At 36.9% G+C, this 17452-nt stretch carries 15 protein-coding genes and 1 pseudogene; 13 read left to right on the forward strand and 3 right to left on the reverse strand.

Annotated elements, in window-relative coordinates; translation table 11 throughout:
* Positions 1-258 precede the first annotated feature (258 nt).
* From GKR92_01430 to GKR92_01490, 13 genes and pseudogenes are all read left to right on the forward strand, one after another.
* Positions 259-1653, forward strand: coding sequence for a response regulator (locus GKR92_01430; protein QMU60429.1), 1395 nt, complete (start codon positions 259-261; stop codon positions 1651-1653).
* Between the two features lie 475 nt (positions 1654-2128).
* Positions 2129-3547: an ABC transporter substrate-binding protein gene (locus GKR92_01435; protein QMU60430.1), complete on the forward strand. Its 1419-nt coding sequence runs from the start codon at positions 2129-2131 to the stop codon at positions 3545-3547.
* Between the two features lie 321 nt (positions 3548-3868).
* A complete protein-coding gene (gene ribB, locus GKR92_01440) occupies positions 3869-5095 on the forward strand; it encodes a 3,4-dihydroxy-2-butanone-4-phosphate synthase (GenBank protein QMU60431.1) in 1227 nt (408 codons plus the stop codon).
* 90 nt (positions 5096-5185) lie between these two features.
* The gene (locus tag GKR92_01445; protein QMU60432.1) at positions 5186-5371 is read left to right on the forward strand and encodes a hypothetical protein; all 186 of its coding nucleotides are present in this window, start codon (positions 5186-5188) and stop codon (positions 5369-5371) included.
* A gap of 113 nt (positions 5372-5484) precedes the next feature.
* Positions 5485-6657: a dimethyl sulfone monooxygenase SfnG gene (gene sfnG / locus GKR92_01450; GenBank protein QMU60433.1), complete on the forward strand. Its 1173-nt coding sequence runs from the start codon at positions 5485-5487 to the stop codon at positions 6655-6657.
* A 146-nt stretch (positions 6658-6803) separates the two neighbouring features.
* Positions 6804-7403 (forward strand): NAD(P)H-dependent oxidoreductase, encoded by a 600-nt coding sequence (locus tag GKR92_01455; protein QMU60434.1) that lies wholly within the window; start codon positions 6804-6806, stop codon positions 7401-7403.
* Between the two features lie 43 nt (positions 7404-7446).
* Complete coding sequence (locus GKR92_01460; GenBank protein ID QMU60435.1) at positions 7447-7749, forward strand: hypothetical protein; 303 nt, start codon at positions 7447-7449, stop codon at positions 7747-7749.
* Positions 7750-7861: 112 nt separating this feature from the next.
* Complete coding sequence (locus GKR92_01465; GenBank protein ID QMU62679.1) at positions 7862-8362, forward strand: NUDIX domain-containing protein; 501 nt, start codon at positions 7862-7864, stop codon at positions 8360-8362.
* Positions 8363-8639: 277 nt separating this feature from the next.
* Positions 8640-9227 (forward strand): OsmC family peroxiredoxin, encoded by a 588-nt coding sequence (locus GKR92_01470; protein ID QMU60436.1) that lies wholly within the window; start codon positions 8640-8642, stop codon positions 9225-9227.
* A gap of 140 nt (positions 9228-9367) precedes the next feature.
* Positions 9368-9973, forward strand: coding sequence for an OsmC family peroxiredoxin (locus GKR92_01475; GenBank protein QMU60437.1), 606 nt, complete (start codon positions 9368-9370; stop codon positions 9971-9973).
* A gap of 26 nt (positions 9974-9999) precedes the next feature.
* Positions 10000-11902: pseudogene (gene acs / locus GKR92_01480) on the forward strand (acetate--CoA ligase).
* A gap of 2 nt (positions 11903-11904) precedes the next feature.
* On the forward strand, positions 11905-13599 hold the full coding sequence (gene lpdA, locus GKR92_01485; protein ID QMU60438.1) for a dihydrolipoyl dehydrogenase: 1695 nt from the start codon (positions 11905-11907) through the stop codon (positions 13597-13599).
* A gap of 2 nt (positions 13600-13601) precedes the next feature.
* Positions 13602-13889: a hypothetical protein gene (locus tag GKR92_01490; GenBank protein ID QMU60439.1), complete on the forward strand. Its 288-nt coding sequence runs from the start codon at positions 13602-13604 to the stop codon at positions 13887-13889.
* Positions 13890-13926: 37 nt separating this feature from the next.
* Here the strand turns inward: GKR92_01490 and GKR92_01495 are convergent, their stop codons facing one another.
* From GKR92_01495 to pdsO, 3 genes are read right to left on the reverse strand one after another with little or no spacing between them, the layout of a single operon-like run.
* A complete protein-coding gene (locus tag GKR92_01495) occupies positions 13927-14505 on the reverse strand; it encodes a class GN sortase (GenBank protein QMU60440.1) in 579 nt (192 codons plus the stop codon).
* Complete coding sequence (locus GKR92_01500; protein ID QMU60441.1) at positions 14492-16612, reverse strand: marine proteobacterial sortase target protein; 2121 nt, start codon at positions 16610-16612, stop codon at positions 14492-14494. Before GKR92_01500 ends, GKR92_01495 begins: the two co-directional genes overlap by 14 nt.
* Before the next feature lie 26 nt (positions 16613-16638).
* Positions 16639-17451 carry a sortase-associated OmpA-like protein PdsO gene (pdsO, locus tag GKR92_01505; protein ID QMU60442.1) on the reverse strand — a complete coding sequence of 271 codons (813 nt, stop codon included), beginning with the start codon at positions 17449-17451 and terminating at the stop codon, positions 16639-16641.
* Position 17452 lies beyond the last annotated feature (1 nt).

The raw sequence follows: 17452 nt of genomic DNA on the forward strand, positions 1-17452 counted from the left end.
TTCAATATGAATAAAATGTTGTAAATAACTTGTTCTATTTGATACATTTAAGGTACCGTAACGAGTTATTAATTTGTAATATTAATATATTCATTAGTTCTATTTTTAGTAATTAATAGAAAATAAGATTTTTAAACTTTGGTGAGTGACACATAGAATTAAATTAATACAATATTTGTTCGTTAAATCCGAATTTAATAAGAACTATGTCAATTCTTGATCATGACCTAAAAAGATGAGGTGTGTGAGGGGTTAGAAATGAAAATTTCTCATAAAATATTAGTAGTAGAACACGATATAGAGTTCGGTGATTCGGTAAAACAGTTACTTGAAAGTGAGCTGATGGAAGTCACTCATGTAACAAAAGTTAATGTTGCAATCGAAAAGTTACTGTCAGAACATTTTGATCTGATATTGAGTGATCTTAAATTAAGTGGTCCAACAGGTTTAGACTTGCTTAGAAAAGTTCGTGCTTCCAAGCTAGAACTTCCGGTCATTATCATGACAAGCTATACCTCTATCAAATGTGCAGCGCAGGCTTTGCGTTTAGGTGCATCTGACTACATCTTAAAACCTTTTACTGATTCTTATCTAGTGCACGCAGTTGCGAGAGGTTTGAAAGAAAAATCTATTCAAAAAGAAAATACTCTCTTGCGACGTAATCTAAGTGCTGCACTACATACTAAACAAGAAATTATTGGTATTAGTCAGTCTATTTCAGAGCTTAAAAATTTAATAAACCGAGTTGGCCCAAGCGAAGCTACGGTGCTTATTCAAGGTGAGAGTGGAACGGGTAAAGAGTTAGTGGCTTTAGGTATTCATAAAGCGAGTACACGCAGTGAAGGAAGGTTTGTGCCGGTTAATTGTGGCGCAATACCGATGGATCTTATGGAATCAGAGTTTTTTGGTCATGTTAAAGGTGCTTTTACCGGCGCAATAGCAAGTAAAATAGGCCTTATTCAGGAAGCACATGGCGGGACTTTGTTTTTAGATGAGATTGCAGAGCTAGCTCCTATGTTGCAAGTAAAGCTGCTTAGATTTATACAAGATAAAATGATTAAGCCAGTAGGAGATAGTAAAACACATGAAGTAGATGTTCGGATTATAGCGGCATGCAATGCAGATTTACAAAAAGAAGTGAATGAAGGTCGGATGAGAGAAGATTTGTTCTATCGTTTAAATGTGATTCAAATTTCTGTGCCTCCGTTGCGACAGCGTCTAGAAGATGTAGAGTTATTGGTAAATTATTTTATCAAATTTTATAATACAAAATTAGGTAGAAAGGTTAATAAGATTAACAATGATGTTTTGATGTTTCTGAAAGAATATGAATGGCCTGGAAATATTAGAGAACTTGAAAATTCAATTGAAAGGGCAATCATATTGGCTAAAAATGATGTGCTCTCGGTTGAAGATTTCAAGCACATTAAAACCAATGGGGCGCATAAAAAGCAATCAAAGCAAAATGAAGAGAATATGCATGGGCCGATGTCAATTGAAGATTATACAAGACGTGTGATTGAAGAGTATCAAAGTGACTATAATGAAATTGAGTTGGCAAAATTGTTGGGTATCGGTAGGAAAGCACTATGGATGCGTCGCAATCGTTGGGGGTTGTTCCGCGAAAGACAAAAGAGTGCTGTTGAATTTTAATAAAACTTCTTGGTACGTTTAAATCGAATAGCAGCACACTATATAAAAACAATTCAAGATTGTATTGCTGTGGCCAACTCTTTATCTAAGTTTAAAAAATATTATTTTCTATTTGATAGATAATTATCTTATAAGTATTTATCAAATTGTTTCTGATTAGATACTTATCGTGTCATTAAGAAACATATCGCAACGGTATATCAATTATAAGCATTTGTTTTTATTAGATATTCAAATAGGAATGAATATTGCTTACACTTTCTATAAAGCAGCTTCTTGTATTGCGTGTATTTGTAAAAAAGCATATAGAGAAAACGTACTCCTTCTCTTGGTTTGATATATATAAGTCTAGTAGTATTAAGAAGCTGTTTGTATTAAATGTAGTTAAATTAATAATAATTTCAATATTCTTGCTTTTGTTTTTTTTATAGTTTCGCTATGGAATTTTCGAAGTAAAATTTTGGAGGAGAAGAAAATGATGTTCTTAAAACTAAAAAAGTCGATAGTGCTTGCAATATCTTTTGCTGCATTATTGATTAGTCCTTTAGCTGCTTTCGCAGAAAGTATGTATATACCGATTCCTAGCTATCGCGTAGGCCCTTATGCTGCCGGTGGTACTGGTTATTACGGAGGAATTCTGGATTATTATAATCTTATGAATATCCGTGATGGCGGTGTAGGTGGAGTTAAGCTTACTTGGTCCGAATGTGAAACTGAATATTCAGTAGAAAGAGGTGTGGAATGCTACAAGCGACTGAAAGATAAAGATGGTGGTGCACTATTCTTTGATCCTCTCAGTGTAGGCATTGCAATTGCATTAAATGAAGTGGTGCGCGCTGATAACATTCCTATGATTACTGTAAATCATGGTATGAGTGAAACCATTGATGGTGAAGTGTTCCCTTACGTATTTCCTTTAGGAATGGGTGTGCCGGACGAATATAATGCAACAGTTAGATTCATGGCGCATTTAGAGTCAGGCGAAGACCCTAATACAGTAGACCTTAAGGCAGCCCTTAATGGTAAGAAGGTTGTTACGGTTTATCATGGTTCTCCTTATGGAAAAGAAGCGCTTGGTTATATGGATGAAATGGGAGCAGAGTATGGATTCGAACATACTAAAATTGAAGTCCCTCACCCAGGTAATGAGCAAGCGTCACAGTGGTTACAAATACGTAAAATTAAACCAGACTTTGTTTTCTTGCGAGGATGGGGTGTGATGAATCCTGTAGCAATGCAATCTGCAGCGCGAATCGGATTTCCAGTGGATCGTCTGATTGGAAACATCTGGAGTAATTCAGATGAAGATGTTCGACCTGCAGGAAAAGCAGCGCATGGGTATCAAGCGATAACCACGCATCCAGCTGGTATCTTCACCGAAGTTCAACAACAGATAATTGATACGGTATATAAGGCAGGGGAAGGCGATCTACAAGATCGTAGTCGTCTAGGAAGTGTTTACCATAATCTTGGTATCACCGCTGGAATTATGCATGTCGAAGCAATAAAAAATGCTCAAAAGCGTTTTGGAAATATTGCTTTATCTGCTGAGCAAGTGCGTTGGGGATTTGAAAATATCCACTTTGATGAAGCACGAATTAAAGAATTAGGAGCTGAAGGTTTATTAGCGCCTATGTTGGTTACGTGTAAAGACCATGTTGGTGGACATAACTCAAAATTCCAAAAATACAATGCAGAAACTCGAAAGTGGGAAATTGTAACGCCTTGGATCAAGAGTCAGGCTCCAACCAATGCGCTATTTGCTTCAGCTGAGAAATATCGCACAGATAATAAGATAGAGAAGCGTAGTTGTGATGATACAAACGATCGTGATAACTGGACACTTTCAGGTGATCAACCTGCAGCACCTGCAGAAGTGAGTACTTGGAATTAAGGATTACAGCTAAGGTATGTTTTATAAATATCACTAGTGATTAGTGTTTATTAAAATGTACCTTTAACGTAAAAGTGCAAAAGGCAAGCCGGATTACACGGAGTTTGCTGTTACAAGGAAGTGCGTCCGGTTTCGTTTTGCTACATGCAGAATTGTTTCAAATGGAAATGTGTTTCTAAAAGAAACACATTTCCATTATTTATATCTTCCTGAAAAATAATTAGTTTTTATAAATCAAAGTTTTATATATCTGTATGGAATTGGCATAATTGATGCAATCAACTAGTAAAATTATTCAAATTTCATAAAGAGCTATTTTCTGTGACAGAAGTTAAATTCAACACTATTTCAGAAGCGCTAATTGATTTACGCAGAGGTAAGTTGGTAATCGTTGTGGACGATGAGTCGCGCGAAAATGAAGGCGACTTCATAGGCGCAGCCGATAAATGTACCCCTGAAATGATTAACTTCATGTCTACGTATGGCAGAGGTTTAATTTGTACCGCAATATCTGAACAAAGAGCAAGTGAACTCAATTTAGATCTTATGGTATCTGACAAAGATAACGATTCTTTGCATGCTACACCCTTTACAACCTCTGTAGATTTTAAACATGGAACGACTACAGGAATATCTGCAGCTGATAGATCAAAGACCGTTAAAGGATTAGCAGATTCACGGATTGAAGCAGATAACTTTTCACGACCAGGTCATATTTTTCCGCTTCGTGCTGTAGAGGGCGGAGTATTTAAACGCAATGGACATACCGAAGCGGCTGTCGATTTAATGGATTTGGCAGGTTTGCAGAAAGCGGGTGTGTTATGTGAAATCATGAACAAAGACGGAACCATGGCGCGTCTTGCAGATTTAGCTGAATTAGCAAATACGCACGGCTTAAGGTTAATTAGTATTAAGGATCTGATTGAATATAAATTACGTTTTGAGTCTAGAGTTGAACGCGTAGTTACAGTGCAATTACCCACAAAATGGGGAGATTTTGAATTGGTTGCATTCCGTGACGTATATACAAATAAGGAACATTTAGCCATTGTTAAAGGTTCATGGGGTAAGGATGATGATGTTGTTGTTCGCATACATTCGGAATGTCTAACGGGTGATGTATTAGGTTCATTACGTTGCGATTGTGGCGATCAAATTGAAGCTTCGTTAAAAATCATTAACGAGCACGGCTCGGGAGTTGTTCTTTACATGCGTGAAGAAGGGAGAGGAATAGGATTACTGAATAAATTAAAAGCCTATTCGCTGCAAGAGTGTGGTCTAGATACAGTACAAGCAAACCGAGCTTTAGGATTTGATGCAGACCAAAGAGACTATACCGTTGCTGCACATATATTAAGTGCACTCAATATTGAGCGAATTCAACTGCTAACAAATAATATTAATAAATGCAGCTGGATGGATACGCATGGAATTAAGTGTACAAAAAGAATTCCAATTCTTTCGACAAGAGAAGACCACGAATACCGAAAAAAATACTTGAATACAAAAAAAGAAAAAATGGGTCACGTGATACCCATGAAAAAATAACGAATTAACGATTAGCTATAAAAGTTAACATATTTTAATATTTTTTATTAAGTAAATGATTAATTAAGTAAATGATAAGGAGTAGCTGGAATGTCTGATGAAGAATTTGGTCTTAAGGACTTAACTGCCGACATGATAAAAACTGTCAGGAATGAAACAAGAGCAGGAACTATAGACTGCCGTGATGCCTTAATTGAAAGCAAAGGTGATACCGCGAAAGCAATCGAAATATTAAAAGATAAAGGAATCGGTACGCCTAAAAAAGTATGGACCTAATTAAAATGCCTTTTGCAGCATGTGCGTCTAACTTTGAATATGGAATTTTCGAAAGTTAGGCGAGAGATAAATGATAAATATTTAATTAAATAAGAGAACTGAGGTTATTAAAAATGGCAACATATCCTAAATTATTAAAAAATTCGGAGAATCCAATGAAACCATCCGCATGGATGGAATCGGATCAAATCGAATTTGCGTATTGGGTGCCCAATATTTCTGGGGGTTTGGTGATAACAACTTTACCAATGGATACAGATTGGACTCCGGAAGCAAATATTAAATATGCACAAGATGCTGAAGAAGTAGGTTTTGCAACGGCGCTTGCACAAACCCGTTGGTTTGCTAGCTATGGCGCTGACCATCAACATGAGGCATTTACCATTGCAAATGTTATTTTGCAACACACAAAAACAATTGAAGTGATTACTGCTGTACATCCAGGTCTTTGGCATCCTGCAATTGTTGCAAAGATGCAAGCTTCGTTAGATGTATGTAGTCAAGGTAGAACTTCGATCAATATAGTCAGCGGTTGGTTTAAAGGTGAGTTCACTGGTTACGGATTACCATGGCTTGAGCATACGGAGCGTTATCGTAGATCAGAAGAATTCATTCGCATTATGAAAGGTATGTGGACTGAAGAAGAATATACGATGTATGGAGACTTTTACCAAATAAATGGTGCACCGATGCTACCTAAGCCACTGCATAGAGTAACGGTATTCCAGGGCGGAAACTCTAAAGATGCTAGGCGTTTAGCAGGTAGAGTAACCGATGTGTTGTTTATGAATGGCAACACTAATAAAGGCTTTAAGGAAATCATGGATGACTCACATGCATCTGCTGTAGAAAGTGGTAGAGATCCAAGTGAACTTCAATTTGGTGCGAATGGTTTCTGTATTGTTCGCGATACCATGCAAGAAGCCACTGATACCTTGCGTGATATTATCACCAATGCAGATGTCGAAGCGGTTAAAGGTTTCGGTGAAGCGGTTAAGAATGCAGGCCGATCCTCTGCAGAGGGTGAAGGCATGTGGGCTAATTCATCATTTGAAGATTTAGTTCAATATAACGATGGGTTTAAGACTGGTTTAATAGGAACACCAGAAACTGTTGCAGATCGTATTATTGAGCTTAGACAGCTTGGTATGAAAGTAATTCTTTGTGGATTCTTGCACTACAACACTGACTTAAAAGCTTTTGGTGAAAAAGTTATACCGTTAGTGCGCGAGAAAGAAGAAGACCTTCGTAAAGGCAAGTCAATTGGCAAAAAGAAATCAGCTTAATAGTAAGTAAAGATAACGTTAGATTATTTAATAAATGTAATTTTTAATTTACAAAAAAAGCTTAGAATGTGAAGCGTAGAGAAAGGGAAGTAATTTAAGTTCCTTTTCTCTGGTCGTTTTCGAGTTATATTCAGGAGGTAGTTGTTATGAAATTACTAGGAATATCTGGAGGTGTAAGTCAAAAGACATTTGTAGCGATCGAAAAAGCACTTGATTTCGCATATCAATATGACAATTCAATAGATATTGAAGTATTGAGTATTGGTGAGCTTGACGTTCAGTTTTGTGATGGTAGAGACCCAGCAAAATATGAAGGTGATTCCAAATTAATTATAGATAAAATTATTGATGCTGATGCATTAATATTTGGAACGCCTATGTATCGAGGGACTTATACTGGATTATTAAAAAATGTATTCGACCTGATCCCTAACGATGCTCTGATGGGTAAACCAGTGGGGTTAATTGCTACAGGTGGAAGTGATCATCACTATTTAGCATTAGAGCATGAGTTAAAACCTTTGCTAGGGTTTTTTCTAGCTCACGCCATTCCGGGTAGTGTCTATGCGAATAATGATCACTACTCAAACAGAGATTTGGTAAGTCAGGACGTTATTGATCGTTTAAAGCAACTTGCAGAATCTATTGTTAATTTCGTAAGAATTTTGCCCGAAGATAAATCCAGCCTAATTGGTGCAAGAGGACCTACAATAGGCAGAAAGCCATTGTTAAAAAAAGCTAGTTAATCTTAATTCAAGTAACTTTATAAAATAATCTAGGAGAGAGCTAATGTCAGAAAGCCCTAAATATAAAATATTACAACAAGTGGTAGATGAAGAAACTTATAGAACCGATACATCAACATTGTTGGCATATGATACGAGTAGTAATAAGTTCCTATTTAGAGCGTTAAATTCTAATTATTTTTTACAAAACGATGATAACGAAGAGATGCAAGTTCTTGAGATGGAGCAAGCAGAAGAAATGTGGAATTCGATGTCAAATAAGCACGTTACTAATGTTACAGCAGCTTTTCCAAAATTCAATGGTGGTGTTGGCATGGACACGTACACAAATTTGTATGACGATTAAGATTGAAAGTAGTTAAAAATTATTTATGAATTGAAAAAAGGAGTAAGTAATATCTACATATTTAACACCTGAATTAAACTTTTGCAGTAATTGCGGTGAAAAGCTTGTACGGTTGGTGCCTGATGGAGATTTGATAGAGCGAAGTGTATGCGATGCATGTAATTTAATACATTATCAAAACCCAAAAGTACTAGTAGGCAGTATAGTTGATTGTAATGACAAAATTCTTCTGTGCAAACGAGCAACAGAACCGCGTATAGGTTTCTGGACATTGCCATCAGGATATATGGAAAATGATGAGACTGTACTAGAGGCCGCAATTCGTGAGACGGAAGAAGAAACGAAAGTTTCTGTAAAAAAGATGAGCCTTTTCGCTGTATTCTCTTGCCCAGATATCAATCAAGTTTATTTTATTTTTCGTGGTACCGCTATGAACGATTGTGCGAGCACGACAGAAGAAAGCTCTGAGACTAGATATTTCCAAAAAGAAGATATTCCCTGGGAATTTTTATCCTATTCAATCATGAATAAAGCATTAGATTGGTACTTTTACGATAAAAAATTGGATAAATATCAATTCAGAATGTTAGATGTGTATGGAAGTGATGCATAATTATCTAGTTAATAGTTTGAATACTAATCAAGACATTAGAGAAGTATTAAAAGACACAAATTATTTTTAAATTACTCCATCAATAGGTTATTAATAGAAGTAGATAGCTATGACTGGAGTATTAACCTGTTTCGTATTGCACTTAGTTGAATGGTGAATTTGAAACATTGCTAATAGCGATGGAGCGTTCTCAAGTTAAATTTAATGCTAATCAGCAGCTTATCTTCTATGTCTAATTTGGCCTATAAATTGCAAGTATATTCAGTAACTTAGCCAAATTTTATTAGAGGCAAGCAATGTGAGCCAAGAAAATATTAAAGATCTGACCGGGGTAAAAGACTCTGTACAGAATCTTATAAGTAGAACATCAAAAAACTCAAATTTTGGCAAGTTTCACTACACCGTAGATACGCATTGGGAAGGTGGTGTGTTATGTAATGCAAGAGTACGCAATGAGCATAACCTGGTAATTGATGAAAAGCCTATCTTAGGCGGTTGTGATTTAGGGGTGAGCCCAGTTGAATTAATCCTTGTTGCATTGGGTACATGTCAAGAAATCATGTATTCCGTAACGGCAACTCGAATGAATATAGAGCTTGAAGAATGTGAAGTAAAACTTACTGCTGAACTGGATGTTAGGGGAATGCTAGGGGTTAAAGGAGATGAAGATTCATTTCCTGGATTTACAAGTATAGATTATATAACAAAGTTAAAGAGCAATGCTTCAAGTGAGCAGCTTGAAAGTTTAATTAATACTGTAGAAAAACAGTGCCCAGTATTAGATATGTTAACAAGAAAAGTAACTATTAATAGCTCAACAATTGTTAATAATCAAGAGTTGAGTTTGCAAGATAAGGTTGCATAAATAATAATTGAGTCTTCCCTGCAATAATTAATCGTTTAGTTGTCAGTCAAGTACATTAATCAATTTATATTGATTGTTTTTGCGTTTCTAAGTATTCAATAAATAAAATAATAAAATATGAGTGAAGAAAATAATAAAGTATGAGCGAAGAAAATATTAATAGTTTGGAAACGGTAAAGGTAGCTGTCGGTAAAATAATTGATAGTGCGAATGAAGACTCAGAGTATGGAAATTTTAAGTATTACGTAAATACTAGATGGGAAGGCGGAACGCTTTGTAAAAATCAGATACGGCGGGCACATAAGTTGTTGGTAGATGAGCCTCCTGCATTCGGCGGTGATGATTTAAGTGCCAGTCCAGTCGAATTGGTTCTTGCCGCTTTAGGGTCATGTCAAATTATCATGTTTTCCGCTTTAGCTGCTACTAGAGGAATAGAGTTAGAAGAGTGCGAGGTGACCTTAAAGGCTCATTTAAATGTTAGAGGTTTATTAGGAATAAAAGAAGAGCAAAAAACTGTTTACCCAGGGTTCTCTAACATTAGCTATGAAACAAAAATTGTAAGTTCTGAATCGACAGAAATTCTCCGAGATTTGATAGAGGATGTTGAAAAACAATGCCCAGTGATGGATATGCTAATCAGACCAGTAAAAGTCGAAGGCACAGCTCTGATTAATGATGAAGTACTTAAGTTAACATCAAAAGTGTCTCTACTATCGAAGTTATTAAAAATATTCCGAAAAAAATAAAAATAATTTAATTAATAAGAGTAGCTATGAGCACATTATTTTCAAAGTCTAACTATGATGCGCTGTATCAGTGGTCGTTAAAAAATACTGAAGAATTTTGGGGTGCACAAGCTAAATACTTTTTAGATTGGATAGCGCCTTGGACTAATGTTATGGAGCAAGATGCCAACAGAGTGCATGCTAAATGGTTCAATGAAGGCAAGATCAATGTTGCTTATAACTGTGTTGATCGTCATCTAGAAAAACAAGGCGATAAGGTCGCAATTATCTGGGAGAGTGATGATTCGAGCGAATCTAAAAAAGTTACATACAAGCAATTACATGAAGAAGTATGCAAATTCTCCAATGTACTGAAAAATAAAAATGTAAAAAAAGGTGATCGGGTATGTATATATATGCCACTGATTGTGGAGACGGCAGTAGCTATGCTGGCTTGTGCAAGAATAGGCGCAGTGCATTCAGTAGTATTCGGTGGATTTTCCGCAAAATCACTCAGTGACAGAATTCAAGATGCAGAATGTAAAATAGTAATCACTGCAAACGAAGGTTTGCGTGGTGGTAAGACTGTACCTATCAAAAAAATTGTTGATCAAGCGCTAGACGATTGTCCTGAAGTTAATTCTGTAATTGTAGTTAAGCGTACAGATAGTGAAATACAAATGCTAGATAACCGTGATGTTTGGTATCACGATGAAATAACACAAGTCTCTAAGAATTGCCCAGTAGAGGAAATGCATTCTAGCGATCCACTATTTATTCTTTATACATCTGGATCGACAGGTAAACCAAAAGGAATTTTGCATGGCTCTGCAGGATATTTATTGCATGTCTGTATGACGCATAACTTTGTATTCGATCATCAGAATAATGATATCTATTGGTGTACTGCAGATTTGGGTTGGGTGACTGGCCATTCATATGTTCTATATGGGCCATTATCGAATGGTGCTACTACATTAATGTTTGAAGGAGTGCCAACCTATCCAGATGCAAGCCGATACTGGCAGATCATAGATAAATACAAAGTTAACACTTTTTATACTGCCCCAACCATACTTCGGACCTTAACTGCATTTGGTAATGAACCTGTAAATAATTATTCACTTAAAAGTTTACGTTTATTGGGAACCGTTGGTGAACCAATCGATGTTGAAACTTGGAATTGGTATTTTGAAAAAATTGGCAAAAAGCAATGCCCAATAATCGATACATGGTGGCAAACAGAAACTGGAGGTGTATTAATTTCTCAATTACCAGATGAGGTTACTGATCAATGCGGTACTGATGCGCGACCCTTTCTGGGAATAGAGCCATCTTTAGTAGATGATAAAGAACAATTAACCACTGAGAGATCAGGTAACTTGGTGATAAAACGGCCGTGGCCTGGTCAAATGTTGACTATATGGTGATCAAAAAAGGTTCGAAGAAACCTATTTTACGAGCAGTGATAAAGGTGGTTACTACTATCCAAGTGATCGTGCATTAATTGCAGAAGATGGAACCGTTCGCGTCACGGGTCGTGCAGATGACACCTTAAATGTTTCGGGACATCTTTTTGGGGCTACTGAAATTGAAAGTGCATTAATACAGCATAACGATGTTGCAGAAGCGGCAGTGGTTGGGTTCCCGCATCCTATAAAAGGGCAAGGAATTTGCGCATTTGTTGCTATGAATCAAGATGTACAGTCGAGCGAAGATTTACACAGTGAATTAAGACAGGTGGTTCGTGATCAGATTAGTGCAGTAGCAAAACCGGATGTTATTCACTGTGCAACGGAGTTGCCTAAAACACGCAGTGGTAAAATAATGCGTCGTATACTTCGGAAAATTGCGAATAAAGATTTTTCTGATTTTGGTGATACTTCTACATTGGTGAATCCATCGATCGTCAATGATTTAATCGAGAGTAGCGAAAATAATCAGTCCTAGCTATGGGTAATATTATAGAAGTTAAAACGCCTGATTTGTCAGGTGTAAGTGACGTGCCTGTAACGGAAGTTTTTGTTTCACCTGGCCATGAGGTTAAACAAGGCGACAATTTAATTGCGATAGAAACTGAAAAAACAATTATAGATATTACTGCACTTGTTAGTGGTGTAGTTAAAGAGGTAATTGCTTCCGTAGGTGATCGAGTAGTAGAAGATCAAGTGCTGATAACAATAGAGTCTGATGACACAGTATCTTCAGAGGTTACTTCACCTATTTTAGGTGGTATTGATAAAGACTTATCCACTCAAGTAGTAGTTATAGGGTCAGGTCCTGGCGGATATTCTGCAGCTTTTCGAGCAGCAGACCTTGGTAAAGAGGTGGTATTAATCGAACGTCATGCAACACTAGGTGGTGTTTGTTTGAATGTAGGCTGTATCCCTTCAAAGTCTTTGTTGCATGCCGCAAAAGTAATTAGTGAAGCTAAAGAGATGTCTGATTTAGGGATAAAATATTCTGGGCTTGAAATAGATACCGTTGCAATGCGGTCCTGGAAAAATAAAGTTGTTAATCAACTCACAAGTGGACTGCAAAATTTAGCAAAAAAACGCAATGTAAAAATAGTTACCGGTGAGGCTGCATTTGCATCATCAACGCAGTTGAAACTAAAATCCCCAGATGGAAAATCATACAAAATAAGTTTTGAAAATGCTGTCATTGCTGCGGGTTCTGAAGCAATAAAGATAGCTGATTTTCCACATGAAGATGTTCGAGTGCTAACATCAACTGAAGCTTTGGAAATAGACAGTATTCCAGATCGTTTGCTAGTAGTGGGCGGTGGAATTATTGGTTTAGAGATGGCTACGGTATATCACGAACTTGGTTCAAAAGTTACGATTGTCGAATTTGCAGATTCTTTGATTCCTGGTGCTGATCCTGACTTAGTAAAGCCTTTACAACAACGTATTCAGCACATGTATGAGAATATTTACCTAGGAACAAAGGTTTCGAGTATAGAGTCTACTCTGAATGGAATGTACGTTAGATATGAAGGCGATATTGCACAGAAAAAAGATGTTTTTGATCAGGTGCTGATTGCGGTGGGTAGAAAGCCCAACGGAAATAGCATTGATGCAGAGAAAGCAGGCATTAAGGTAAATGATCGAGGGTTTATTCCAACAGATAATAAAATGCGCACAAATGTAAAAAATATATTTGCTATTGGTGACGTTGTTGGGCAACCGATGCTTGCACATAAAGCATCACATGAGGGAAAAGTGGCTGCAGAAGTTATTGCAGGTATTGACAGTTATTTTAATGATAGTTTAATACCTTCAGTGGCATATACTGATCCTGAAATTTCATGGGTGGGAATGACTGAATCTAATGCTAAGCAATTAAATGTCGATTATGAAACTGCTTATTTTCCTTGGGCAGCTAGTGGAAGGGCTTTAAGTATTGGTAGAAAAGAAGGGTTGACTAAAATATTTTATGATTCGAAAACAAATAAAATTATCGGTGCGGGAATAGTGGGGTCTAATGCTGGCGAATTGATTGCAGAAGTGGCATTAGCTATAAAAGTAGGTGCTACAGTAAATGATATTGCAGAATTGATTCATCCACATCCCACACTATCGGAAACTATTGGCTTTTCTGCAGAGGTTGCAAATAAGACAATTGTCGATATGTACCTTAAATAAATATGAGTAACACTCAAAATAGTGAGCTCGAAAGACGTGTAGATGAAGTGTTATTTTATATATGGGATCCTTTTGGTTTTAAGGGTGAGCCTTTTGCACGAACGGAGTATCGAAATTATGTAGAAGAGGTTCTAAATTGTTTGCAAGATGCAAAATCTGCCAATGAGCTAACTGCTCTGCTCATAGATATTGTAGAAAATAGGATGGGTTTGGTATTTAGTCCTGAAAAATCACAGACAGTAGGAAAACTATTATTCAGACATAAGAAAACCATAGAATCTGAAACTTAATAGCTATTCAAAATATATATTTATTCGATGATCTGAGCTAAATAGGTTCTGCTTGCACTACATAACGTAAAGGTCCGCCTGTATGAATAGCATCAAAAGGATAACAAGTTATTAATGTAAGTTGTTCTAAGCCAAAATCCTGCATTACTTCAGACTGACTTTGGTCAACAATGAATATATTAGCTACTTTGTAATTCATCTTTTTGTTAGGTGTTTGCACTCGGATTTCGTCACCAAGCTTCAAATATTTCAGCACAGTAAAGTGGGTATCTCGATGGCCAACGATTACACTATTGCCTCCATTTCCTGGTAGTGGTGTTGCGCTAACGTGTCCTGGAGCAAACGCCATTGTGCGACCTGTTCCACCTGCAAGCACGATGTAGTCTTCCTTTCCGTTGTTAAATGTAATTTTTGCAATAGGATGGGTGTCAGCCCATTCCCATGGCTTAACTTTAGATTCTCCTTGCAAAGTCTTAGACCAAGCATTGTTTAATAAGTATTGAGCAAGTTGAGCTTTGGCATAAATGTAACTACCAGATCCAAATTGCCAGCACCCTGCAACTATAATGGCTATTACAGTAAGTTTTTTTAACCATATATGCTTACTTAATAACATATCTTCGTAACATAAAACCTGTAATGAGCAGCAATATACCTAGCATTAAATTCATTTGTGCTGGAGTACCTCCTTGCGGTATGTTGCCTGGAATATTCATATTCCATCCATGTGGTTTTTTAACTGGCACAGCTTTGTCTTTGCTTACTAAGTCAGTTGGTTTGGTGGGTGTTACATCCACTGCGACTAAGCTCGTATGTTTAGTGACTATATGGTGCTCAAGCCCAAGTGCAGTAATCGCTTGTTTGATTTCTTCTGCATTAGCTCCATGACTAATCTTCTGACTTAAACTTTGAATTTTATTTCGCGCCCATAAAACATTTAAACCTGTTTCTTTTCCACCATCTGTGATCGGTAAATCGGTTGACCAATCGGTTTGATTGGTATGTCCTTTGATAATTAGCTGTTTCTGATCTTTAGGAAGCCTAAGGCTAACAATAAGAGGTTCGCCGATATATAAATCATGAATTGGGTTAGGCCAATGGTCTATATTACTATCATCTTTCCAAATCATTTCTATATCACTTAATACAGGGTGATTTAATTTTTGAAACAACTGTGTCATTTTTTCCTGCACTTCTTCAATTTTTCCTATGTAAGTGAAGGTGCCTCTACCTAGAGATGCAGCTTCACTCATAAAATAACTATTAGGAGCAGAGCCAATACCAACCGTGAATAAACGATTGTTATTTAGTTTTCGTTTAATGATTTTAAACAACTGCTTTTCGTTGCCTACACTGCCATCAGTTAAAAATATAACTTGGCGTATGCGTTCACTATTTTTGACATTAGAGAGAGCGGTTTTTAATGCTGGTGCGATTTCAGTGCCGCCATTTGCTAGTAGCGAATTCACGTATTTTTTTGCGCGATCAATATTATTCTCTCTAGCAGGCAGAGCATGTTCTGAAAAAGCTTCAGTATAAGAGTTGAATTGAATGATATTGAACCAATCTTCGCTTTTTAGCTGGCTTAAACCCAATAACAAAGCTTGTTTGGCTTGTTGCATAGATTCGCCTGACATTGAACCAGAGGTATCGATTACATAAATCATTTCTTTGGCTAATGTTTGCTGCTTACTCCAATCTACTTCGGGTGGCATTAACATCAATAGTCCATATCGATCATTATCTTTATCTTGGGTAAATAACGCAGCTTGAGGTTCATGTGTGGTTTGCGGTCGCCAGGTCAGTTCAAAGTCACGATTTGCAGGAGTAGCTTGATTGATTAATTGAATGCGGTATTGATTTGCTTCATTAATTTGTTTGCTGATCGGGTGGTAACGGCTTTCTACATTTACTATCGGAAAGCCTGCATCTAGGTTGATGTTGATGGAAACAGGATTATTGTGCCCTTGGTCAGAGTCTATAACCGGAGGAGTGATGCTGCTAGCATCAGGAACTTGATCGGTGTTCATAGCCCAACCCAAACCATTAAATTCTGCTACTTTTTGTGTGCCAGGGATATATCTAATGCCAACCACCATAGGAAAGCGAATAGAGAATTGACCTTGGTCATAACTAAGTGTTTGTTGATATTGAATAGAAATAGATATTTTTTCATTTGGCCCAATATTAGCAACTGAGTTTGTAAAAATATTTGATCGTTGTTGTTCAATTAAACTGGCTTTTTTACCTTGTTGCTTAGCTAGCTCATAGATTTGTTTTGCTTGTTTTCTTTTTTTTATTTTACCTGCAATGATACGCTCACCAATAATCATATTCATATGATCTACGGCTGCGTTTTCAGGTAAAGGAAATACATAAATACCGTTTACCCATTCTGCTGAAGGGTTAGTGAAATGCTGCGTAATGTTAACTCTCGCAATTAGTCCCGTAATATCCATTTGCACATCCGTATCTACAGTAGGTGCAATGTAGTATTGCCCAGCATGGTTAGTTTCTATTAATAATCTGCCGCTCTCTGTATCATTAATGGTTACGATCTCTTCAAGACCATCATGATCTGCTAGGCTTGTTTCATAAAAATTAAATATCATAAAAATGAATAGCAGCGAAAAAAAGGCAGCCCGTAGGCTGCCAGATGGAGGAGAGGATGTCTTCAGGTTTACGAATTTAAGATTCGTTACGTTTTGCAATGATCGGCGCATAATATTATCCTTATCTTCAATAATAATTATTGTTTCTTAAAGGCAACGGATAACTTTTCTTCTGCAGCTGCAATTTCTTCAGCAATATTATTTGAGCTAATTTCAGTTGGCATGATGAAAACTGTAACGCGCCGATCAAAGAAATTGTTCTCCAGATTGTTTTCTGGATGTAATGGTTGGGTCTCTCCATGCGCTAGTGTGGTGATGCGATCCTCTTGAATACCATGTTCGATTAGGAATTCTTTTACCTGTTTAGCACGCTGATTTGATAACAACATATTATGATTTTCATCACCCATTCGATCTGCAAAACCAGCTACTTCAATCTCTAAGTTTGGTGTGTTGTTAAGCGTATTCGCGAGGCCTACTAAATACACCTGGTACTGTTTTTCAATGTCTATTGAGTTGGTGCGAAATTGAACATCAAAATTTAGTGCATGATTTTTCAGTTCTTGGTTCTGTGTAAGTAATATTTCTATAGTGCGGTGAGTATCGTTGAGAACGAGAGATTGTCTTGAATTATCATCCTTTAGACTTTGGAGTTTATTGGAAGTTTCGTTTAGTTTATTTTCAAGAAAGTTGTTTGAGCTAGCTAATTGTTTGACGTTATCCTCACTGACAGCATTTTGACCAATTAGAGTGCCAATAAAAGCACCGGTAATAATGCCTATAGGTCCAGCAACTAAGCCACCCACTACTGAGCCGGCGCCAAATCCAATGCCTGCTTCTGTATTGGACTTATCGATATTAGAAATAGGTGAGCTTGCAAGTAAGGGTGTTGCAGTTAGAGAGATTACTAAAGCAGCAATGGATAGGGTAAGTTTCATAATATTCCTCATA

This window comes from Gammaproteobacteria bacterium (assembly GCA_014075255.1).
Classification (GTDB): Bacteria; Pseudomonadota; Gammaproteobacteria; order UBA4575; family UBA4575; genus JABDMD01.